We start from the raw sequence: 22,921 nt of genomic DNA, 5'->3' as shown, positions 1-22,921 counted from the left end.
TATATACAAAAACAAAAAGCCATTTACCTCATAAAAAATTAGGTAAATGGCTCTTTAGCTTCTTACGGTTATCCCCTATTACTTCGCACTCACAATCTTATAATACGAACGAACTGTTATGAAGTAATATCCAATATAAATAATACTGTATACCCCGATACTAATTAGGAGCGGGATCATAATTTCAAATGGTAATAAGTTTGCTAAACCCTTTAGTGCAAATAAGCTATGCAGAATTCCGACTACTAACGGGATTGCAAAGATAAAGCTTACTTGTTTTGCGATAGCCTTTTTCATTTCTTGTTTCGTTACTCCGACTTTACGAAGTACAACGTAACGCTCACGGTCAGCATTTGCTTCCGTTAATTGCTTGAAGTAAATGATAGAACCTGTTGCTAATAAGAATACAAGACCTAAGAACATTCCAATAAACATCATTAATCCTGTTCCTTCAAGCCCCATATGGAAACCAGTATAGAAATCTCTAAACGATGGTACCATTTCTGATTCACCAGCTGGCATCACTTTTGTTAATTTTTCTGTTAACACTTTACTATCTTTTTCATCTTTTACATCAATATTTTTTACAACGCGTGTTCCAAATGCTTGCTTCGCTTGTTCATACATTTCATCTGAAACGACAACAACTAGTTCACCTAAATTTGTAATGGCACTATCATTTGCACCTTGAATCGTTAATTGCTTCGTTTCGTTTCCAATTTGGAATACCGCTTTATTTCCTTTATAGTGAGGACTAAACTCATGCCCTTCAATATACGAACTATCATATATAAATGCTTCACCAGTAGCTACATTCACTGTTTCCGCATCGATTTTTTTAGCGAGTTTGTTAAATTCCGACTGAGACATAAACTGATATTTCTCTGAAATCGTATAGTTCATATTAAGAATGAAATCAACTTTATCTCCTTTAAATTTCCCTTTTACAGGAACCGTCTCAACTTCAAATTGATTTTTAACAGGGTGATCTTTCTTCTCTTCCGCAAGAATCTCATTTACTTTCTTATCTAATGCTGCATCTTTTTTCTCATAAGAATAACTGTACGGCGTGAATGCTTTTGATTGCGTAAATGTGTTGTAATACATCGTAACAGACGTACCAACAGCTGTTAATGTTACCGCACTTAAAATAGAAATTGTTGCAAGTGATTTTGCGTTTCCTTTAATACGGTATAGTAACTGTGACGTTGTTACCATATTCATACCGTTATAAAACGACGATTTATTATTTCGTGCACGCTTTAATACGAATACTGTAAAGAACATAAATAGTAAGTACGTACCTAATACTGTCGCCAGCAAAATGTAAAGTGCGACTGCCATAAAGTCTGCATACTTAAGTGCCTTCACATACATTAACGCTAAGAAATAACCTGAACCGATTAAGAACAATGAAATTAATGCCATAACGACTGATCCCTTTGGCATTGCTTCCCCTTCGCGTTCTGCACGGAAAAGTTCAATTAACTTAAAGCGATAAATTAAACGATATCCTTGAAGTGATGTATATAAAATAATCACAAAGAAAATAATTGCTGTATCAATAATTGCACCCATCGGTACTTCAAAATGAACATTTAAGTTTAGTCCCATCATGCTTACTAATAACTCAAGGAATAATTTTGAAAGGACGCTTCCAATCGCAATCCCGATAATTAAAGACATTAACCCCATTAACATATTTTCATAAAAAAGCATTTTACCAATTTGTCTTTTACGAATACCTAGTAAAGAATATAATCCAACTTCTTTTTTACGTTTACGTGTAAAGAATCCGTTTGAATATATAATAAACACTGCTACGAAAATGATAAGCATGACACTTGAAACTTGGAATGCGCCACTAATTTTTTTAGAAGCTTCCGCTGCTTTTTCCATTTGGGAATTGTACTGCAGTGCTTTAAATGTAAAATAAATTACAATACTAAAAATCATAGATGCAAAATATACAAAGTAGTCTTTAAAATTCCGCTGTATGTTGCGGAGGGCAATGCTAGATAAGGTCATCAGCCATACCTCCAGAAATAGAAGACATTACGTCAACGACTTGTTGGAAGAACTGTTTACGTGTTAATTCGCCGCGTTGCAATTCTTTATATAACTCACCATCTTTAATGAAAATAACTCGTTTACAATAACTTGCTGCAAATGCATCGTGCGTTACCATTAAAATTGTTGAGTTATCATATTCATTTAACGACTTCATACTTTCAAGTAAATCTGTTGCAGATTTAGAATCCAGCGCTCCAGTTGGCTCGTCCCCGAAAATCATACTCGGATTCGTAACGATTGCACGCGATGCCGCGCAGCGCTGCTTCTGTCCACCAGATACTTGATATGGGAACTGACTTAAAATATGATCAATACCGAACTTCTTCGAGATTTCAAGAACGCGGCGATCAATCTCATTTGCCTTTACTTTCGATAACGCAAGTGGTAAAGCAATATTCTCTTTCACCGTTAACGTATCTAATAAGTTATAATCTTGGAAAATGAAACCTAAATGATCGCGGCGGAACAACGCTAACTTATCATCATTCATCTTCACGATATCTTTTCCATCAATTAAAATTTCACCGTCCGTCGCATTATCAATTGTAGAAAGAACATTTAAAAGAGTCGTCTTACCAGAACCAGAAGGTCCCATAATTCCAACGAACTCTCCTTCTTTTACTTGTAAGTTAATACCTTTTAACGCTTCAAATTTATTTCCACCTGTGTCATATACTTTTTTAATATTTTTTGCTTCTAACACTGTTTTCATCTCGACATCCCTCATTTCTTCTATTCTCTATTTTCAACTATATACACTCTCTACCCTTGCCACTATCGATGTTTCTTACACAAACATGACAGTTATGTAAGGCGCATAAGTAAAGACATCAAAATTTAACCTCATGAATGAAAGTACTTTGTTACTATAACATTGGGATAACATACCATCCATTCATTCTCCTTACAGGAACATTACATTTTTGTAAGGTGAAAAAACTACCTACAAAGTTGTGCACGAAATGTCGGATGGGGCTATTTCGTTCCTGCTATTCTATGTACAGAGGAGGTCATAGTATGGATTCACTTAAAAATATGAATGCAGCAATGCAATATATTGAAGACAACCTGACAGATGAAATTGATTTTAAAGAAGTTGCGAGGCTAGCTCTCTGCTCTGAATATCACTTTAAAAGGATGTTTTCATTTCTAGCTGGCATATCACTATCTGATTATATTCGCTGTAGACGTCTTACTCTCGCTGCCTTTGAACTAAAAAACAGCAATGTAAAGGTCATTGATGTCGCTATTAAATATGGCTACAACTCACCAGATTCATTCTCTCGTGCCTTTCAAAACTTACACGGCATAACACCTTCAGAGGCCCGAAATAGTAGTCATTCTTTGAAAGCATATTCCCCAATGACCTTCCAATTATCGATTCAAGGAGGACATGAAATGAATTATCGAATTGAAGAAAAAGAACCATTTCGAATTATAGGCATTACAAAACGAGTACCGATTGTATTTAACGGTGTAAATGAAGAAATTGCTTCGATGTGGAAAAGTTTAGATCCGGGGGCTATTCAAACATTAAAGTCACTTTCAAATGTGGAACCAAACGGAATCATTAGTGCCTCTACTAATTTCTCTGAAGGAAGAATGGAGGAAAAAGGCGAACTTGATCACTACATTGGAGTAGCCACAACAAAGGATTGTCCAGAGCAATTCGCACAACTGGAAGTTGCAGCTTCAACGTGGGCTATATTTGAAGCGGTCGGTCCATTTCCTGATGCACTGCAAAATGTATGGGGGCGTATTTATTCCGAATGGTTCCCTTCTTCGAATTATGAACTAGCAGAAGGACCGGAAATATTGTGGAATGAAAGTAAAGACGTATCCTCGCCGAATTTCAAAAGCGAGATATGGGTACCTGTTTTGAAAAAGTAATATACAGGGCTAAACTGTTTCAAAATAAAGAAGCTGCTCTTCCTCTTTAAAGGAAAAGCAGCTTCTTATTTTATACTTCTTCTCGACTCGTTCTTATACAAGAAAATAGTAATAATCGCAAGCACTATAACAACTAAAAAAGTAAATACTCTGTAGTTCGAGATAGCAGCCGTACCGATTAATAAGGCAGGTATAACAGCCACAATTAAGCCACCAAACATACCAACAAATGATCCTACACTTTGTTTTACTACTTGCGTTTCTGATACCCAATCATAATAACCAAATCGATTATTAATAAAAATCCCCCATACTGCCGAAAATACTGAATATGTTATCGGTGTTATTATGATTAAAAAAGAACTCCAAACATCTAATTTTAACCCTATTATTAGTAATACAGCACTAATAAGTGATGCAGGTATACTTAATGAAAGATTCATAAGAATTTTACTGTCATAAATCATCTTTGGCGCTATAGGCAATGACTTAATAATCCATATATTTTTTCCTTCTAAAGACAATGACACACATGTTGTACATGTCATCGAAATCGCTGCTGCAATAGTAAATGGCGCAATCTTTTGCAAAATCGACTCAATTCCAGGATACGCTATTAATTGACTTGGCCCTACTACAACTATAGCCAGCGAGAAAGCTATCGCCAGCACGACTCCCATTCCACTATTTATGACATACACTGTAGAAGAGAAGAAACGCTTCAGTTCTTTTTTATACAATGCGACCAATACACTTTCTTTTCTCATACTATTAATCTTATAATTTGAAAGCATATGATAAGTGGAAATTCCTGTGTTTATTTGCTTATATTTAAACGAAAGTATTTTTATAAAAAGATAATACCAAATAACTGATATCCCAACGAATAGGATGAAAGCTACAATATCAGCATGAACAATTGCTTTTTGAAACATGTTAGCTAATGGATACACTTTCGTTAATTGCTCCGAAACAATCGTACCAATTCCGTTCATATCAGTAAGGCTATATTGAGCATTTCCGTTTTTTAGCATAAAGAAGCCGAATGTAATAATTACTATAAAACTTAAAATCGTAGTTATTTTATTCGTATTTTTAAATTTAGAAGCGATTGCCGTAATCACAGCTCCAAAAATCGCTGCTATTGTTGTTGGAATTAAAGATGCTATAAACATACTGATGAACCACATAAAGTAAAAAGAAAATGATGGATTCTCATAGATGCCATACACAACTCCCATTGGTAGCATGATTATGATTGAGAAGAGTGTATTCAGCAAGTATAAATACAAAAATCTACTTGCGATAACCGTACTTACACGAATCGGTAATGACATTAAAAGATCGTAATCCTTAAAAGCAAAAATTTCTCCATTTGCCTTAAATATAGTGAAAAACAACGTTAATACACTGCTAATAACTAGTGCATAGACTGGAATAATTTCACTCATTCCTAGTTTCACCAATCCGTATGCCGAGGCTCCGCAATATAACATGAACAGGACACCAACTAAGGCAATAGATGCTGTCAGTAAAATTTTATTCTGCCTCTTTTTCTTATCTTTTTCGTATTTAAAAGTGTTTAAACCGAGCTGCGTTATCAACCGGATTTTCAAAAGACCTAAACTATTAGTATTCATTAGCAAGCTCCTTCATAAAGAGCTCTTCTAATGAGCCTTCCTTTATTAAAGAATTCACTTCCCCTGAAAGTGCTAATTTCCCTCTATTAATCATCGCTATTTTATTACATAACTTCTCAGCTACATCTAAAACGTGCGTAGAAAAGAAAATCGCACTTCCTTTTTCACAAAGCTCTTTCATAATACCTTTCAATACTACGGCTGCCTTTGGATCAAGACCAACGAAAGGTTCATCTAAAACTAATAATTTCGGTTTATGCAAAACCGCCGATATAATCGCTACTTTTTGTTTCATACCGTGTGAATAAGAAGATATTAAGTCTCCTAAATAAGGTGTAATCTCAAAGGCATCCCCATATTTCTGTATCTGTTCTTCCCGATCCTTCGCAGACACTTTAAATACATCCGCAACAAAGTTCAAATATTGAATTCCTGTTAATTGCTCATACAAATCTGGATTATCAGGAATATACGCCATTACTCTCTTACATGCAATTGGATCCTTTTTTACTGAATGGCCATCAACAAAAATTTCACCCTCTTCAAACTCGATAACTCCTACTAATGACTTAATTGTTGTACTTTTCCCCGCGCCGTTATGTCCGATAAATCCAAAGATATCTCCTGCTTGCACAGTAATATTTAAATGATCTACTGCTTTCTTACCACCTTTGTATGTCTTGCTAAAATTCACAATTTCTAACATGTGATTTCCCCCAAACCATCTGTTTTTTAACTGAATTTTCAGACCTTTTGATAAAAAATTTACTCAGTGGCCTTTGTTATCTCCACTGAGTATTTAAATCTCTTAAAGCCTAGAAACTATAACTATAAAATTTGACGAATATAGCTCACAGTTGTACTTCTTTTTTATATAAAACGTAAGAATATAAATTCGTTATAATGACAGCAACTACTATAATCCCAAGCATCATATAAGATCTCCAATCAGCCGGAGCGAAAACACTTATAATCATAATAAGTCCCAAAGCCACAAATACTTTCCCGCTAAATCGATGTGTCTTTCTCCATACTTCTTCATTACTTAATGTCCAAGGATTACGCATCCCGACGAAAAAGTTAGGCTTGCATTGTGGTAAATAATTTCCTATTACTATAAACAAAACACCCACTAATAATTCCGGTACACGATTAATGAATAAATTATATCCGAGTCCACTTGTAATAATATCTATATTCCCTACAAATAGTAGTAGCAGTATCCCGTTATTCATCATCATAAAAGCTTTAGAAAATTTCTCGTAATTTGCTTTCCTTGGATCAATCTTTGGTAACACGTTTAGAAAAATATATAAAACAATCATAATTCCAACCATAGAAATCATTCCGTAAAGTTTAGATGAATAACCATCTACCTTACCACCACTCCAATGTGTCGCGATTGTATCCGGCAAATGTGGCCAAGCAAACGCCCATGCGATACAAGTTATAAGAATTAATATAATTGCAAAAAGATGTTTTTTCATTTCCCCTCTTCCCCCTTATTCGTAAACGTAAACACCCAATTCAATACATCCTGAAAAACAGTCGTGTTTAAAGAATACAAAACAAATTGCCCTTTCTTCTCATCTTGAATAAGTTCAGCATTTTTAAGTGCGTTTAAGTGGTGTGAAATACTTGGTTTTGTCATATTGAAATGTTCAGCAATTTCACCAGCGGTTAGATCCCCTTCTTTTAATAAGTCTAAAATCTTTCGCCTTGTTGGATCTGCTAATGCTTTGAATGCTTGATTCAATGTCTTTCTCCCTTTCACTAATTAGACATTTAGATATTTATCTAAATATTAAACCGATTACTAATATTTGTCAATCATATCCAGCGCCCTTTTTACTTTTCACACTTTTGACCTATACTGTTTACTAGCTTATCTTTCAACATAATGAAAAGACTTGAAACACATGATACACTATAGCTACAATTGTTTTTTTAGGAGGAATATACATATGTACAAAATTTTAATCGTTGAAGACGATCCAAATATTTCATCATTACTGCAATCTCACATTCAAAAGTACGGTTATGAAGCTGTTGTAGCGGAGAATTTCGATGATATTATGGAATCGTTTAACGCTGTGAAACCACATCTTGTTTTACTGGATGTAAACTTACCGAAATTCGATGGTTTCTACTGGTGCCGTCAAATTCGTCATGAATCTACTTGTCCAATTATTTTCATTTCCGCGCGTGCTGGTGAGATGGAACAAATTATGGCGATTGAAAGCGGTGCTGATGATTACATTACAAAACCGTTCCACTATGACGTTGTAATGGCGAAAATTAAAGGACAATTACGCCGTATTTACGGTGATTATGCACCAAACATTTCTGAGCGTATCGTTGAAGTAGAAGGCTTAAAACTCTTCCCAGAACGCCCTGAAATTCACTTCGGATCTGAACAAGTTCTTTTAACGAAGAAAGAGGCAATTTTAGCTGAAATGTTATTATCTAAATTCCCGCGTACAGCAAGCCGTGAAGATTTATTAGCTGCGCTTTGGGACGATGAAAGCTTCGTGGAAGAAAATACATTAAACGTAAATATTACGCGTCTTCGTAAGAAGTTTAATGAGCTTGGTATTGAGAACTCTATTGAAACAGTACGTGGACTTGGATATCGTTTTAACGCAACTTGGAGTGAATAAGCATGAAGCTATTTTTACGTGATCATTTTGCATTTTTTCTACTGTACGTATTAAACTTCGGTATCATTTTCGTTCTCTATGATGCAGTAGATGGATTTCAAAATAATAAATTTTACTTCGTAGTTTTAAGCTTATACTTATTCATTTGTTTCCTCGCTTATCGTTACGTTCGCAATCGTAGAATGTATCATAGATTAAGTGAGCAACCAGAAAAAATGGAAGACGCATTTATTGAAAGAGCAACCGCTCCAATGCCTCACGGTGTCAATGAACTCGTACGTACGCAGTACCGTCTCTTCCAAAAAGAACTACAATCATATGAAGTAAAACAACAAGAACATCAATTATTCATTAACCACTGGGTGCATCAAATGAAGACACCTGTTTCTGTCATGCAGCTTATGGTGCTCGAAATGGAAGATGAACATTTAATTCCAAAGTTCAAGAAGGAATTAGAGCGCCTAAACCAAGGGCTTGATATGGCTTTATACATGGCTCGGTTAAATAACTTCCATGAAGATTTCCATGTCGAGACGATTTCATTAAAAGATACGGTAACAAAAAATATTAACGGTCTAAAAGAACTATTCATTCGTAATGGCGTCTTCCCCGTTTTAGAAGTTCATTCTGATTTAAAAGTTGCGTCTGATGCGAAATGGTTAAAATTCATTATCTATCAGTTAATGACCAATGCTGTTCGTTACTCTGGTGAGCGCGGGAAGAAGGTATTCTTATCAGCTTATCGAAACGGAAAAGATATTATTTTAGAAGTTCGTGATGAAGGCGTAGGTATTCCGCAAGAAGATATTCGAAGAGTATTTGAACCATTTTACACAGGGAAAAATGGTCGTACCTTCGGAGAATCTACTGGTATGGGCCTTTATATTGTAAGTAAAATTTGTGATTATTTAGGGCACTCTGTCAAACTAGATTCTGAAGTTGGTAAAGGAACGACGATTAAAATCATCTTCCATAACGCCGCAAACAATCCGTTAGAGAAGGTGACTGAGGAATGAACTTAGTTACTCCTGAAATGTATGAGAATTTACTCTCATACATTTTTTGTAATACAAATAGGGCTATCCTTTCGACTTGGAGGTATAGCATATGAATTTTTGGCAATTTGCATTTAAAAATGTAACACGTAATGCAAGAGCTTACTTCGCTTATTTCGTAAGTAGCTCGTTTTCAATTGCTGTTTTCTTTTCATTCGCTGTTTATTTGTTTCATCCGAAATTACAAAATTTCAGTATGATCTCTGAAATTTCAGGATTAATGATGTTTTCAGAAGTTGTCATTGTCTTGTTCTCGTTCTTCTTTCTACTTTATTCAATCGGATCGTTTTTAAAAGTTCGTAAAAAACAATTTGGTGTGTTAACCGTTTTAGGTATATCAAAAAAGCAATTACATCGACTCATTTTCACTGAAAATATGTTAATTGGGATTTTATCTATCTTTTTCGGTATGCAGTTCGGTCTTATCTTTTCGCAATTTTTCTTATTAGTAACAGCGAAAATTACACATCTACCAGGACTATATTTATATTGGCCTACGAATGCTTTTATTTTAACAACGATTGTATTTCTTAGTCTCTTTATCGCTGTATCTTCATTGACACCAATGCTAATTCGTACGAAAAAAACGGTACATCTTTTAAAAGTTAATGGTGGAAAACAAAAAGAAAGAAAACCATCCATATTCGTCTCTCTATTTGGTGCTATCTGCTTATTAGGTGGTTATCTTTTAGCAGCGAACCCTAAATATTTCGTTTCAATAAATCCACAAGTAGGCGTTATATATATGGTTTCAAGTATTTTCGTGATTCCAACGCTTGTTACAATTGGGACGTATTTCTTCTTTTCTCAAATTAGTTTTTTACTTATTTATATTTTAAAGAAAAGAAGAACGTTTTATATGAAACGAATTAATATGCTTTGGATTTCTGATTTAGCAAGCCGTATTCGAACGAATATTAATATGCTTTTTATTGTGGCGATGCTCTCTACTGTCGCTTTTACAATGATTACGTTTTTATATGGGCTCGGGAAATTTACGAAATTAGAAGTTACGAGAAACTCCCCCTTCCCAATTTCTTATTTTTCTTATGATGCGAATCCTTTTGTTACAGAGCATTTAAATTGGCTTGAGCAACAATTACAAAAAGAACATTTCTCTTATAAGAAAATAAAAGTTGATATATATGAAGCACCACTAGAGGAAGATAAAGATATAGCTATTTATAATGACGTATACGCAATTAAGCAAAGTGACTATAACAAACTTGCAGATTCTTTACGAATGAAACAACTATTCATAGATGATAACGAAGCATATGTTTTAAATGGGACATCTTATATCACCATATTCAACGAATTTGAGCAAAGCTACCACAGAGATTACATTACACTCTCTAGTACAAATACGAAATTACGAGTAAAAGGCTATGAACCTGTCAATGCAATTCCATCTAGTTTTTCCTATCAAACGTTGGTTGTACCTGACGCTGTTATAAACAACTTACCAAATACAACAATGCATATATCAGCGTACAATTACAAAATACAAAACTGGGAACAGACGTATAAAATTGCCGATGATTTTATACAAAAAATACAAAAAGACCGACAAAATTCTCAGCACGAAGGGTCTCTCATTCGCTACTTTGAATCAGCAGGCTCATTATATAGAATCACATCTGGTAGTGCCGCATACTTCCTAATCGGGACATTCCTAGGAGTCATTTTCTTTATTGGAGCAGGCAGCGTTCTTTACTTCAGAATGTATACCGATTTAACGAACGAGCAAGAAAAATACGTGGCGATTTCTAAAATAGGTGTAACCGATGCAGAAATGCGAAGTTCTGCGACCATTCAACTTAGCATTTTATTTTTTGTTCCGTACGTTATGGCATCCATTCATACAATGTTTGCGACAAAAATGCTCCAAGATGTAATTGATCTATCATTATTCAAAGAAGTTTCAGCCGTTCTTATTATTTTTGGCATAGTTGAAATCATCTTTTTCTTATTCATTCGTTCGCTTTATATGCAAAAGTTATCACAATATACGAATGGACAAAATATTTAAAGCAAATTTGATGAAAGGAGTATCTCTTATACTCTTTTCATCTTTACTCTATTAGGAGGTTTAGGTGAATGACATTTTGGCAGTTTGCATTTAAAAACGTCACAAGGAACGCCAGAGCTTATTTCGCCTATTTTGTAAGCAGTGCGTTTTCCATCGCCATTTTTTTCTCATTTGCAGTTTATTTATTTCATCCGAAATTGCACATGACAGACGTAAATTATGCTCTGAACGTATTAATGACAATTTCAGAAGTTGTCATTGTGTTCTTTTCATTTTTCTTTTTACTCTATTCTATTGGTACGTTTTTAAAAGTACGAAAAAAACAGTTCGGGATATTAACAGTACTTGGCATATCCCAAAAACAATTAAAAAGACTCGTCTTTTTAGAAAACATGTTAATTGGTATTCTTTCTATATTTTTTGGCATACAACTTGGACTTGTCTTTTCACAGTTCTTTTTATTAGTTACCGCCAAAATTACGCATGTGCCTGGTCTATATTTATATTGGCCTACAGGCGCTATTATTTTAACAACTGTAATCTTTCTCGGTCTCTTTATTCTCGTATCGTCTTTTACACCGATGCTGATCCGCACGAGAAAAGCTGTACGACTTTTAAAAGAAGGAAAACAACATAAAGAAAGAAAAGCATCCGTGCTTATTTCTTTATTTGGTGCGCTATGTTTAATATCTGGATACGTATTAGCAGCAAATCCGTTATATTTCATGTCACTTGGAACTGTAATTGGACTTTTGTACGCCGTCTCTAGTATATTGGTCATTCCATCACTCGTTGCAGCTGGAACATATTTTTTCTTTTCACAGATTAGTTTTTTACTCATTCGTATATTAAAAACGCGAAGAAAATTTTATATGAAACGAATTAATATGCTTTGGATTTCTGATTTAGCAACGCGCATTCGAACAAATATTAATATGTTGTTTATCGTCGCGATGCTATCAACGCTCGCTTTTACAATGATTACATTCTTATATGGATTCGGGAAATTTACAAAGTTTGATGAAATTAGGCAAAACCCTTTCCCTTTTACATATTTATCACATACTGAAAATACGTTGGCTAACGAACATTTAAACTGGTTAGAGCAAAAATTTAATGAAGAGCACTTTACGTATACAAAATTTAAAACGGATATATATGAAGTATCTTCAGCTGAAGATAACCCGCAGCTCTATTATGCCATTAAACAAAGTGACTATAATGTACTTGCTAAGGCGTTAAATTGGGAAACTCTTACGTTGAATAAGGATGAATCTTATATTCTTATGAAAGACTTAGATGATCAAGTCTTTGGAACACTTCAAAATAACGAAAAGAAAAATACTCTTACACTTACTCAAAACAATTTACAACTACAAGTGAAAGAATATAAAAGTTATAACCCATTACCAAATAACTTAATATACCAATTGCTCATACTATCTGATGAAAATGTAGAAGCCCTATCAACTATTTCAAAACAAATGAGTGTATATAGCTTCAAAGTTATGGATTGGGAAAAAGCACATAACATCGGTTCAGCATTTATAACAAAAATCGCTAACGACAATGCAGCTATCCAAGCAGAGCACCCGCCGTTCCATGCAAGTGAAGCGAGTAACTCTCTATATAACACGAAACTAAATGTCGCTTCATTCTTTTTAATCGGAACCTTCCTTGGCGTTATTTTCTTTATCGGTGCTGGTAGTGTCCTTTACTTCCGCATGTATACAGATTTAACAAACGAGCAAGAAAAGTATATAACGATCACGAAAATCGGCTTAACTGAATCTGAAATGAAACGTTCAGCGACAATTCAGCTGGCTATTTTATTCTTCGTCCCTTACATTATGGCATCGATCCATACGATGTTTGCGACAAAGATGCTACAAGAAATATTACATCTCTCGTTCTTCGCTGAAATTACAGTCGTACTTATGATTTTTGGAACAGTTGAAATTTTATTTTTCCTTTTAATTCGTTCCTTTTATATGCAAAAATTATCACAACACATTAAGTTTTAGAAAATAGAAAGGTGATTACTATGGAAGAAGTATTACACATTAAAAACGTCTCAAAAGTGTATGAGGGGAAGGTCCCTCATACTGCTTTAAAAAATATAAATTTACACGTAGATAAAGGTGAATTCGTTGCGATTATGGGGCCATCTGGTAGCGGTAAATCTACGTTTTTAAACGTTATTTCTACAATTGATTCTCCTACTTCTGGTGATGTCGTTATTAACGGAAAAAAACCGCACACATTTCGTAGAGAGAAGTTAGCTATTTTCCGTCGCCAAGAATTAGGATTTGTTTTCCAAAACTTTAACCTACTAGATACACTAACAATCGGTGAAAATATCGTACTACCTTTAACATTAGATAATGTTCCATTAAAAGAAATGGATGAAAAGCTTGATAACATTTCAAAAAAACTTGGAATTGATCATATTTTAGACAAGCGTATCTTTGAAGTATCAGGAGGACAAGCACAGCGTACTGCAGTAGCACGTGCTGTTATTCATCATCCGTCTCTTTTACTAGCTGATGAACCGACAGGAAACTTGGACTCAAAAGCAGCCATCGATGTAATGGAGCTATTTACGAAGTTAAACAAAGAAGAAGATGCAACAATTTTAATGGTTACACACGATCCATTTGCAGCAAGTTATTGTAACCGTGTTATTTTCATTAAAGATGGAGAACTTTACAATGAACTACACCGCGGATTGTACCGTGAGAAATTTTATCAAGAAATATTAGATGTTTTAGCCTTATTAGGAGGAAGACGTGGATGACATTTTGGCAATTCGCATTTAAAAATGTCTCGCGTAATTCGAAAGCATATTTCGCCTACTTTGTAAGTAGTGCGTTTGCTATCATGGTTTTCTTTTCATTTACTGTATACGCATATCACCCACAGTTACAAATTATGAATCAATCACATGAACAAGACCCTCTCATGAACTTAGCTGGCATGGCACAGTTTGTTATCGTTTTGTTCTCGTTCTTCTTTCTCTTATATTCTATTGGAACATTTTTAAATGTCCGGAAACAGCAATTTGGCGTTTTAACTGTTCTCGGTATATCTCAAAAACAATTAAAACGTCTTTTGTTTACTGAAAATATGATTATCGGAATGCTCGCTATTTTTGCTGGTATTCAAGGCGGGCTTGTATTTTCTAACCTTTTCTTACTCGTTACTTCTAAATTAACAAATGCTAAAGGCCTCTATTTATATTGGCCAACAGAAGCAATTATCGTTACAACAGTAACATTTATTATTTTATTTTTCATCGTTTCTACATTTACACCGATGTTCATTCGTACTCGTAAAACAACTCGATTAATTAAAAATAATAAAAATGAAAAAGACGAAAAAAGGCCGTCTATACTCATTTCATTATTTGCCTTAATTTGTTTAGGACTGTGCTATTATATTGCTGGTTATCCGCAAGGCTACGTAACAGAAAAAAATGTACGGAATGGATCGGTAGCCTTTATTATATTATCTATTTTACCGCTCGTAGTAGTCGGGACATATTTATTCTTTTCACAAACATTTCTCCTCTTTATCTTTATCTTAAAAAAGCGGAGAAAGTTTTATATGAAACAAATAAACATGTTATGGATTTCAGATTTAGCTAGCCGTACGCGTAGTAATATTAATGTGCTCTTTATCGTTTCTATGTTGTCAGCACTTGCATTCACAATTATCATTGGGCTATTTGCTGCTAATAATAATACGAAAGCATCGACATTAGAACGATATCCTTTCCCCTTCACCTATACGTCCAAAGGTGAAAATTCATTTGAACAAAAGCACATTACTACAATTGAAACGGAGCTTACAAATGCTAATTTTCAATACAATAAGCATAAGTTCACAGTGTTACAAGATACAGCTTTAAAAGAAGACATTACTCTTATGAAAATGAGTGACTATAACACACTTGCGAAACAATTACAGAGGCCGGAAATAACCCTTGATTCTACACAAGTTTATATTATTTCTCGGTACTCGCCAGAACTATTAAACCTTGTATCCAATCCATTTGCAAAACAAAATACAATTACACTCGGATCAAATAAAAAAGAATTTCATATTAAAGGATTTATTAATAAAGGGATCGAACCAGCCTATGCATTCCCACATATAATTGTTGTACAAGATTATGCATTTAATAATGTGATTCCTCATATTGAAACGACCACAGTTTATAACTACTTCGTTGAAAACTGGGAAGATGCAATTGTTCCGACAAAAAATATGTTAAAACATATTAGTAATGATGCGGATAGCTTCTATAAGGCATATAAAGATATAGAATCGGCTCCTAACACTCCATTTAATATTCATACAGCTACTGATTATCTAAACTACAGTAAAGGAAATTCAATTGCTACTTTCTTTATTTGGACATTTCTTGGCTTTATGTTCTTTATCGGGGCAGCTAGTGTTTTATACTTCCGTATGTATAATGATTTAACGACTGAAAAACAAAAGTACATTACAATTACAAAACTTGGCTTAACAGAATCGGAAATGTTTCGTTCTGCAACGATTCAATTAGGAATTTTATTTTTCATTCCTTATATCGTTGCTGGTGTTCATACAATATTTGCGATTCAGTTTTTACAAAGCATGTTCTCTTTCTCTTTATTAAAGGAATTAGTGATTATACTTACTTTGTTCGGGATTATCGAGATTATTTTCTTCTTCTTAATCCGTTCTCTGTACATTAATAAATTATCACAGCATATAAAAATATGAATAAAATGGCCTTGTGCAATACGCACAAAGCCATTTTCAATAGTTTTTAATAATTAGCAGCAGTATCCACCATAGCCGCCGCCATATCCACCATAACCGCCGTAACCACAACCACCGCCACCGCCGAAGCAGCTAGCACCGATAATGATTAATAAAATAAACAATACGATTAGAAGCGCAAAACCGCCTCCACAACCATGTCTACGGTGACAATCATCATGTCTGTGTTCACACTTTTCGCTCATTACTCTATTCCTCCTTTAGTATCATTCATAACAAGTTCACCTTGCTCTAAATGAGGGGATTCCATTTATATTATGTTTTCAGGGCGAATAGGAAGCTTGGCTCATCTAAAAACGGGCTTGTTTTAGAAATTGAGCTTCATTCGTAAAAGTAAAAATCGATACTCCTTTCCTATAGATTTCCGCAAAAAAAGAGGAAGCATTTGCTTCCTCTTTATCGTAATTCACTACATAATGCTGCATTTCTGTATTGTAGTAGCCTTCACTATATTCAATTACTTCGCCAACTTCATCTCTAAAGTTTTCTAAATGTATACCTCGTTACGTTCACCGTTACACCCACTACCTTTCTACATCACCTACTGATGCCATCATTGCCCGAAGTATATCTTTCTCTGATGACATTGGCGTATCACCGACGATTGTATGTGCAAGCATTCCAGTTGCTGACGCAAATGAAACAGCTTTCTCTGGTGCAAACTCTTCTATCTCGCCATGAATAACCCCGCTCGTATAAGTATCCCCAGCACCAGCTTTCGTCACCTCAGCGATTTTATTATTTTCAACTACAATGTCTATCAAGCTAAATAACCGATGTATGGGGTATACATGGTCTCCCCTTAAATAAAGTGAAACTTTAATCAGCGGGGATTCATCCTCCACTGATTATTAGCCCTCACCAATCGGAATATCCACAAATAGCGGGATAAAATGAACTTTAAACATACTAGCATCCATCTAACAATATCTTGAGGTAATTATTAATAATATGTAGTGTAGAATACAACAATCTATCTACCTCAGATATTTTTTCACTATTCCTGAACCGTCACAATAACCCCGTCCATATTGTTCCCCGAAATTTCATACTGCTTATTTACTGGAACATTCACTTTCATGTTCCCAGAAACTTTATGATAAGAAACCGTGTATTTCTTACCTTCTACATTCGTTGAAATTTCTTTTTTCTCTTTTAAGAAGTCCAAATATTCCTCTAACGTAATTTTCTTCTTTTGCATAATTGCGCTATGTGGTAAGCCGACATAACGAATGTGCCAAGGCTCATATTGTATGCCTGTAATGTTACTTTTATTTTTCGGATAGCGTAATACAAAGCCGTGCTTCCACACGTTCTCTTCAATCCATTTTCCTTCAGGAGCTTTCTCCATTTTCATTTGAGTAGACCCAACGTCCAGTGATAACCCTAAATTATGCTCACTGTATCCTGCTGGGAGTGCATAATCAGATCCCCTTTCTTTATATAATTTACTTTGTTCTTTAAAATTTCGATACCCGCTACTCATTAAGAAATGCTGTATTCCATCTTTCCCAGCTGCATCGACAACGTTCAAAAACTTTTTCACAACATCCTTTGATAAACGAAGGTTTCTATCAAATATTACATAGCCTCTTACTAATTCACTATTATGATTTACATTTATAATATCAGACCTGATACTATCTTTTTTTACTGGGTAATCTTTGTTAACTAATAATAGATCCCCTTTATAAATTTGTTCTTCTGTAATCTCTATCTTTTCCGTATTTACAGCCTTTACCGTACTATCTTTCCCGCCGATTTTCACATCAATTTTCTTTTGAAATAACGGTGATATATAAAAGCCTACACATACTGTGCATGCTATAAAAAGAAAAACAAATACCCACTTTTTCATTTCTAGTTCCTCCTTAACGTAACTTACGTATAGAATAGAAAAAACTATTAAAATAAAAAGTGGGGTAAAGTTTAAATTTTTATTAAATTGTTAAGTTCTCATCTTTTGGCAATCTCACTTCAAATATCGTTCTAACTACATTACTTTCAGCAGAGATTGTCCCGTTATGTTGCTCGATGATATTTTTTGCAATAAATAGTCCCAAACCTGTCCCGCCACGGTTCTCTGTTCTCGCTTTATCACCTGTATAAAACATATCAAAAAGAAACGGTAAATCATCTTCTGGAATGCTATCTCCGTAATTGATAATTTGTACTACTACCTCTTCTTGGTCCATATATCCGTTCATATCAACAAACTGTCCATCATATCCGTAACGAATCGCATTCGTTAAAAGATTTTCAAATACCCTTGCTAGTAATTTCCCATCACCGTTAATCGGTAAATGGGGATCAATATTCAATCTAGCTTCTAAATGATGTTTCTCTAGTGACGGATACAATTCTTCGTCTAGCTGCATAAGCAGCTCACCTACATCAATCGGTTGTTTATTTAATTTCAACATACTATAATTCATACGTGTAATTTCAAATAGCTCATCTATTAAACTTTCCAGCCTTTGTGATTTCGTATAAGCAATCTTGGAAAAATGTTCAATTTGTTCCTTCGTCAAATTCTCATCTTTAAGAATTAAATCTAAATAACCTAAAACAGATGTTAACGGTGTTCTTAAATCATGAGCTAAGTTAACAATAAGCTGATCTTTACTACTTTCTGCAAAGTCTCCTCGTTCCACTGCTTCCTTTAATTTTTCACTCGCTACGTTTATTTCACGTGCGATATATCCAAACTCATCATTCGATGAAACGCGCACTTGATTTGTAAAATCTCCATTCGCAAGATGATGGATCCCGCTTGAAATCTCATTAAAATATTTTAAATACGGTTTTGTAAGAAAGAAGAAAAACATAATGGATAGAGGGATGAAAATAATTAAAAAGAAATTAACATCCCCAATTTGTCTTATCATAAAACGCACTTCGGCTAAACGATCCTCATAAAGAACTTCTGATTTATAATAAATCCGTAACCCTTCATAAATTATATATGTTACGCCACCAGCTAATATCATACTTAACGCGAATAGCATAACCATCTTCGAACGAAAACTTCTCATCTTTTTATCCATTAAAAGTATAACCTACCCCCCACACTGTTTTTATTAATTTATCCTTTCTTTTATCTTCCCCAAGTTTTTTCCGCAACGTACGAATATGTACCATCACTGTATTTCCGCCTTCATAATAATCATCTGCCCATACGTGATGAAAAATATTTTCCACATTGTACACTTTCTTCGGGTAACTCGCTAATAAATATAAAATATCAAACTCTTTCGGTGTTAATTCAACTTGTTCTCCGTACACATTTACTGTTCTTCGCTCAGGATCAATAACGACTCCGCCTATTGCTAAAGCAGATTTACTTTCTTCTACTTTCGATTGATTTAGCGTAAGAAATCTACGCAGTTGTGCATTTACACGCGCAACTAATTCAATTGGTGTAAAAGGCTTCGTCATATAATCATCCGCACCTAGTACAAGCCCTGTCACCTTATCGAAATCAGATGTTTTCGCGCTTAAGAAAATGATTGGCATATGATATTTAGCGCGAATTTGACGCGTAACCTCATAGCCATCCATTTTCGGCATCATAATATCTAAAACAACTAAGTCGATTGGCTGAGACTGAATAATTCGAATCGCCTCTTCTCCATCAGCTGCTTTCACAACATGATATCCTTCTTTTTCTAAATGTATCTCAATTAAATCAGCAATTTCTGCCTCATCATCAGCTATCAAGATTGAAATGTGCTTCATTTTACTCCCCCTGTTTCTCGTTCCATTTTTATATGCTCGATTGTAAACTAGTCTATCCAATTTGTACAATACGAAAAGGCTACCCGTTTGAGTAGCCTTGATAAATAGAATTATATCGATCGTAAGTTAAATTATATCAACGATTTTTTTAATATATCGACGTTTCGACAAGGAATATCGACTTACCGACAATTAACGACGAAGTCCCTACCGCTCCAAAATAATCCGTTGCTTCGTTATTTCCGCCAGTCTCCCGCGGTCTACTTCATACTCAGTATCCATACTTTGCGGTACAATCACTTTTCCGCCCTCAAGCATCACTTCCGGCGAAATAATATCCTTCTCCCAATGTCTACTAGAAGCAGATATATCTCCTGGAATTGTAAAATTCGGCAACGAGGCGAGGGCAACGTTTTGCGCTCGTGAAATCCCCATCTCCACCATACCGCCGCACCAAACGGGGATGTTATGCTCCATACAATAATTATGAATTTGAACCGACTCAGTTAATCCGCCCACTCGTCCTGGCTTAATATTCACGATTTGGCAACTGCCAAGCGTAATTGCAACGCGCGCATCTTCTAAACTATGGATGCTTTCGTCTAAACAAATCGGCGTTTCAATTTTCTTTTGCAACTGTGCATGATCAAGAAAATCGTGATCCGCTAACGGTTGTTCAATCATCATTAATTGAAATTCATCTAGTCGTTTTAGCTTCTCCGCATCCGCTAATGTATACGCTGAATTTGCATCAGCCATTAACGGGATGTGCGGGAACTCTTTACGAATTTCTTTCAATAACTCGTAGTCATGCTCTGGCTTGATTTTTACTTTAAAACGCTCGTATCCTTCTTCTGCGTACTTTTCTATTTGCTGTAACATAACCGGAATCGTATTGATCCCGATCACAACACCAACTTCAATTTTTGGCTTCGTTCCCCCAAGTAATGTCGCTAATGACTTCTTTTGACGCTTTGCATATAAATCCCAAACAGCTCCTTCCATTCCCGCTTTTGCCATTCGGTTTCTCTTTATATACTGGAACAAATCTGGTATTTCATTTGGATGAGAAATTTCAGCTTTCAATAAATCCGGTAATAAAAAATCCTCAAGTACATGTAGCGCTGTCTTCACTGTTTCTTCCGTATACCACGGTTCAGAGAATGCAACAACTTCGCCAAATCCAATGTACCCGTCCGTATCTTCTAATTCAATAACGATACTCTCACGTTTTTCATAAGTCCCATAGCTTGCAGCAAACGGGATGACGAGTGGCATTTCTGTTATATAAAGGGTCGCTTTTTTTATTTCCACTTACATCTCCTCCACTAATTGTCTTAACTCTCGTCTTAACAATTTCTTCGAAGCATTTCGTGGTAATTCCTCTAAGAAGCATGCTTTCTTCGGCACTTTATATTTCGCTAACTTCTCGTCGCAAAAATGAAGTATCTCTTCTTCTGTTACCTCTCCGCTTTTGACAATAAAAGCAGCCGGTACTTGTCCCCATCTTTCATCACCCATACCGACAACACCAGCTTCCGCTACCGCGGGATGAGAAAGCAACACTTCTTCAATTTGAGCCGGATATATATTTTCTCCGCCAGAAATAATTAAATCGCTGCGGCGATCTAATACGTATAAAAATCCTTCTTCGTCTAAATAACCGAGGTCACCAGTATGAAGCCATCCGTTTTGAATAGTCTCGCGCGTCGCATCTTCACGGTTAAAGTAACCGCCTGTTACGTTTGGTCCCTTTACTACGATTTCGCCTTCCGCAAACGGCGGCACTACTACACCGTCTTTTTCAATACGAAGTTGGCACTGAAATAGTGGCTTTCCAGCTGACCCTACTTTCGTTAACATGTAATCTGCTGATAACGTACAAATTTGCGATGATGTTTCTGTCATGCCGTACGTTTGATAAACAGGAATTCCTTTTTCTACACACGTTTCTAATAACGGTTTCGGCGCTGGTCCTCCGCCAAGTAACATGCATCGTAAAGAAGATGGATATGTCCCTTCTCCAAGTCTCTCTAATAAATCAGTTAACATTTTAGAAACGACAGAAATAATCGTAACGCCCCTCGTTTGAAGTGCTTTATGAATAAAATTAGCATCGTATTTCGGAACGAGTAAAATACGCATACCGTACATAATATTTTTCATTAAAAGAGATAATCCGCCAACGTGGAACATCGGCATACAAGCTAACCAGCAATCATCATCGCGAAGTCCTAAGTTAAACGATGAACCGACTGCACTTGCCCAGTGATTTCCGTACGTTAAAATAACGCCTTTCGGTTTTCCTGTCGTCCCAGACGTATAAATAATTGTCATCGCTTCTTCTAAAACGAATTCTTCTTGTATAGATGCTTCCGCCTTCGATCCATTCATCACCTCGGCGAATGGATAGACGGGAACATCTTTAGCATCAAAATGTTGATCCGTCACTAAACAAACAACTTCAGCATCATCCATTTGCCAAAGTAGCTCTTCTCTTGAAAGACGCGTATTTAAAAGTACAGCTACTGCACCTACGTAAGATAGGGCGTGAATAACTGTAATCATCTCCATACCATTTTTCATCAGAACAGCCACCTTTTGCCCACGCTTCACTCCTACATGCGGGAGGTGCGCACAAACAGATACTACTTTTTCATGCAGCTGCATAAAAGTAACTTTCTCTTCCTCTATTTCAATTGCAGTGCGATCTGGTGTTAAAAATGCACGCTGCTTTAACCAATTTGGCATCGTCGTCATCATCCATTCTCCTTTCATGAAAGAAAGAGACCTGATATGACATCAAGTCTCTTAGTTGTTTTGTTTCCGGTTTGATCGTCGGTGGCGTCTCACTTTGTAGGCGAGCCGCTTCCGCTTTTGGTCTCATCCAGCTACAGCGGCTAGAACAGTCGGTCGTTTCACGCCTTCCTACGAGGCAAAAAGCGCCTCTACGTCAGGAGTTCCAACGCCCTCTTGTTCTAAGCGAGCCGCTTCCGCTTT

Annotated in this window: 19 protein-coding genes and 2 pseudogenes; 7 read left to right on the top strand and 14 right to left on the bottom strand. The window is 35.5% G+C overall.

What is annotated here, in order from left to right; all coding sequences use genetic code 11:
* Positions 1-78: 78 nt before the first annotated feature.
* The gene (locus tag COE49_RS17100) at positions 79-2,028 is read right to left on the bottom strand and encodes an ABC transporter permease (RefSeq protein ID WP_098253011.1); all 1,950 of its coding nucleotides are present in this window, start codon (positions 2,026-2,028) and stop codon (positions 79-81) included.
* Positions 2,015-2,785, bottom strand: coding sequence for an ABC transporter ATP-binding protein (locus COE49_RS17095; RefSeq protein WP_088232876.1), 771 nt, complete (start codon positions 2,783-2,785; stop codon positions 2,015-2,017). The genes COE49_RS17100 and COE49_RS17095 overlap by 14 nt, the downstream gene beginning before the upstream one ends.
* A gap of 305 nt (positions 2,786-3,090) precedes the next feature.
* On the opposite strand from COE49_RS17095, the gene COE49_RS17090 reads away from it, so the two are divergent.
* Positions 3,091-3,963: an AraC family transcriptional regulator gene (locus COE49_RS17090; protein WP_098253012.1), complete on the top strand. Its 873-nt coding sequence runs from the start codon at positions 3,091-3,093 to the stop codon at positions 3,961-3,963.
* Positions 3,964-4,028: 65 nt separating this feature from the next.
* On the opposite strand, the gene COE49_RS17085 is transcribed toward COE49_RS17090, so the two are convergent.
* From COE49_RS17085 to COE49_RS17070, 4 genes are all read right to left on the bottom strand, one after another.
* Positions 4,029-5,603 (bottom strand): putative ABC transporter permease subunit, encoded by a 1,575-nt coding sequence (locus COE49_RS17085; protein ID WP_098858548.1) that lies wholly within the window; start codon positions 5,601-5,603, stop codon positions 4,029-4,031.
* Positions 5,593-6,309, bottom strand: coding sequence for an ABC transporter ATP-binding protein (locus COE49_RS17080; RefSeq protein ID WP_088232879.1), 717 nt, complete (start codon positions 6,307-6,309; stop codon positions 5,593-5,595). Before COE49_RS17080 ends, COE49_RS17085 begins: the two co-directional genes overlap by 11 nt.
* A gap of 145 nt (positions 6,310-6,454) precedes the next feature.
* Positions 6,455-7,090 carry an SdpI family protein gene (locus COE49_RS17075; protein ID WP_088232880.1) on the bottom strand — a complete coding sequence of 212 codons (636 nt, stop codon included), beginning with the start codon at positions 7,088-7,090 and terminating at the stop codon, positions 6,455-6,457.
* Positions 7,087-7,359 (bottom strand): autorepressor SdpR family transcription factor, encoded by a 273-nt coding sequence (locus COE49_RS17070; RefSeq protein WP_088232881.1) that lies wholly within the window; start codon positions 7,357-7,359, stop codon positions 7,087-7,089. The genes COE49_RS17075 and COE49_RS17070 overlap by 4 nt, the downstream gene beginning before the upstream one ends.
* Positions 7,360-7,567: 208 nt before the next feature.
* On the opposite strand from COE49_RS17070, the gene COE49_RS17065 reads away from it, so the two are divergent.
* From COE49_RS17065 to COE49_RS17040, 6 genes are all read left to right on the top strand, one after another.
* Positions 7,568-8,263, top strand: coding sequence for a response regulator transcription factor (locus COE49_RS17065; RefSeq protein WP_000276738.1), 696 nt, complete (start codon positions 7,568-7,570; stop codon positions 8,261-8,263).
* Positions 8,264-8,265: 2 nt separating this feature from the next.
* Entirely contained in the window at positions 8,266-9,279 is a 1,014-nt protein-coding gene (locus tag COE49_RS17060) for a sensor histidine kinase (protein ID WP_088232882.1), read from the top strand.
* A 91-nt stretch (positions 9,280-9,370) separates the two neighbouring features.
* Complete coding sequence (locus tag COE49_RS17055) at positions 9,371-11,350, top strand: FtsX-like permease family protein (RefSeq protein WP_098253014.1); 1,980 nt, start codon at positions 9,371-9,373, stop codon at positions 11,348-11,350.
* A 68-nt stretch (positions 11,351-11,418) separates the two neighbouring features.
* Positions 11,419-13,374 carry an FtsX-like permease family protein gene (locus tag COE49_RS17050; protein WP_088232884.1) on the top strand — a complete coding sequence of 652 codons (1,956 nt, stop codon included), beginning with the start codon at positions 11,419-11,421 and terminating at the stop codon, positions 13,372-13,374.
* Between the two features lie 20 nt (positions 13,375-13,394).
* On the top strand, positions 13,395-14,147 hold the full coding sequence (locus COE49_RS17045; protein WP_000393250.1) for an ABC transporter ATP-binding protein: 753 nt from the start codon (positions 13,395-13,397) through the stop codon (positions 14,145-14,147).
* Positions 14,144-16,123 (top strand): FtsX-like permease family protein, encoded by a 1,980-nt coding sequence (locus COE49_RS17040; protein ID WP_098253015.1) that lies wholly within the window; start codon positions 14,144-14,146, stop codon positions 16,121-16,123. The genes COE49_RS17045 and COE49_RS17040 overlap by 4 nt, the downstream gene beginning before the upstream one ends.
* A gap of 53 nt (positions 16,124-16,176) precedes the next feature.
* Here the strand turns inward: COE49_RS17040 and COE49_RS17035 are convergent, their stop codons facing one another.
* The 8 genes and pseudogenes from COE49_RS17035 to COE49_RS17005 all read right to left on the bottom strand — a co-directional run bounded on the left by COE49_RS17035 (position 16,177) and on the right by COE49_RS17005 (position 22,681).
* Positions 16,177-16,368: a YjcZ family sporulation protein gene (locus tag COE49_RS17035; RefSeq protein ID WP_088232886.1), complete on the bottom strand. Its 192-nt coding sequence runs from the start codon at positions 16,366-16,368 to the stop codon at positions 16,177-16,179.
* A 213-nt stretch (positions 16,369-16,581) separates the two neighbouring features.
* Positions 16,582-16,686, bottom strand: a pseudogene (locus tag COE49_RS27325) (GntR family transcriptional regulator); the annotation flags it as partial.
* 21 nt (positions 16,687-16,707) lie between these two features.
* A pseudogene (locus tag COE49_RS17030) lies at positions 16,708-16,902 on the bottom strand (sugar kinase); the annotation flags it as partial.
* 278 nt (positions 16,903-17,180) lie between these two features.
* Entirely contained in the window at positions 17,181-18,041 is an 861-nt protein-coding gene (locus COE49_RS17025; protein ID WP_088232887.1) for a M15 family metallopeptidase, read from the bottom strand.
* A gap of 82 nt (positions 18,042-18,123) precedes the next feature.
* Positions 18,124-19,230: a HAMP domain-containing sensor histidine kinase gene (locus COE49_RS17020; protein ID WP_098253016.1), complete on the bottom strand. Its 1,107-nt coding sequence runs from the start codon at positions 19,228-19,230 to the stop codon at positions 18,124-18,126.
* Positions 19,223-19,921: a response regulator transcription factor gene (locus COE49_RS17015; RefSeq protein WP_088232889.1), complete on the bottom strand. Its 699-nt coding sequence runs from the start codon at positions 19,919-19,921 to the stop codon at positions 19,223-19,225. Before COE49_RS17015 ends, COE49_RS17020 begins: the two co-directional genes overlap by 8 nt.
* A 207-nt stretch (positions 19,922-20,128) precedes the next feature.
* Positions 20,129-21,235 (bottom strand): o-succinylbenzoate synthase, encoded by a 1,107-nt coding sequence (gene menC, locus COE49_RS17010; RefSeq protein WP_098253017.1) that lies wholly within the window; start codon positions 21,233-21,235, stop codon positions 20,129-20,131.
* Positions 21,236-22,681 carry an o-succinylbenzoate--CoA ligase gene (locus tag COE49_RS17005; protein ID WP_141524781.1) on the bottom strand — a complete coding sequence of 482 codons (1,446 nt, stop codon included), beginning with the start codon at positions 22,679-22,681 and terminating at the stop codon, positions 21,236-21,238. It abuts the gene before it with no gap.
* Positions 22,682-22,921: the final 240 nt, after the last annotated feature.

Origin of the sequence: Bacillus sp. AFS029637 (assembly GCF_002584985.1) — a bacterium.
GTDB lineage: Bacteria > Bacillota > Bacilli > Bacillales > Bacillaceae_G > Bacillus_A.
The sequence above is the reverse complement of the archived record's forward strand: the minus strand, read 5'-3'. Positions and strand labels throughout refer to the sequence as shown.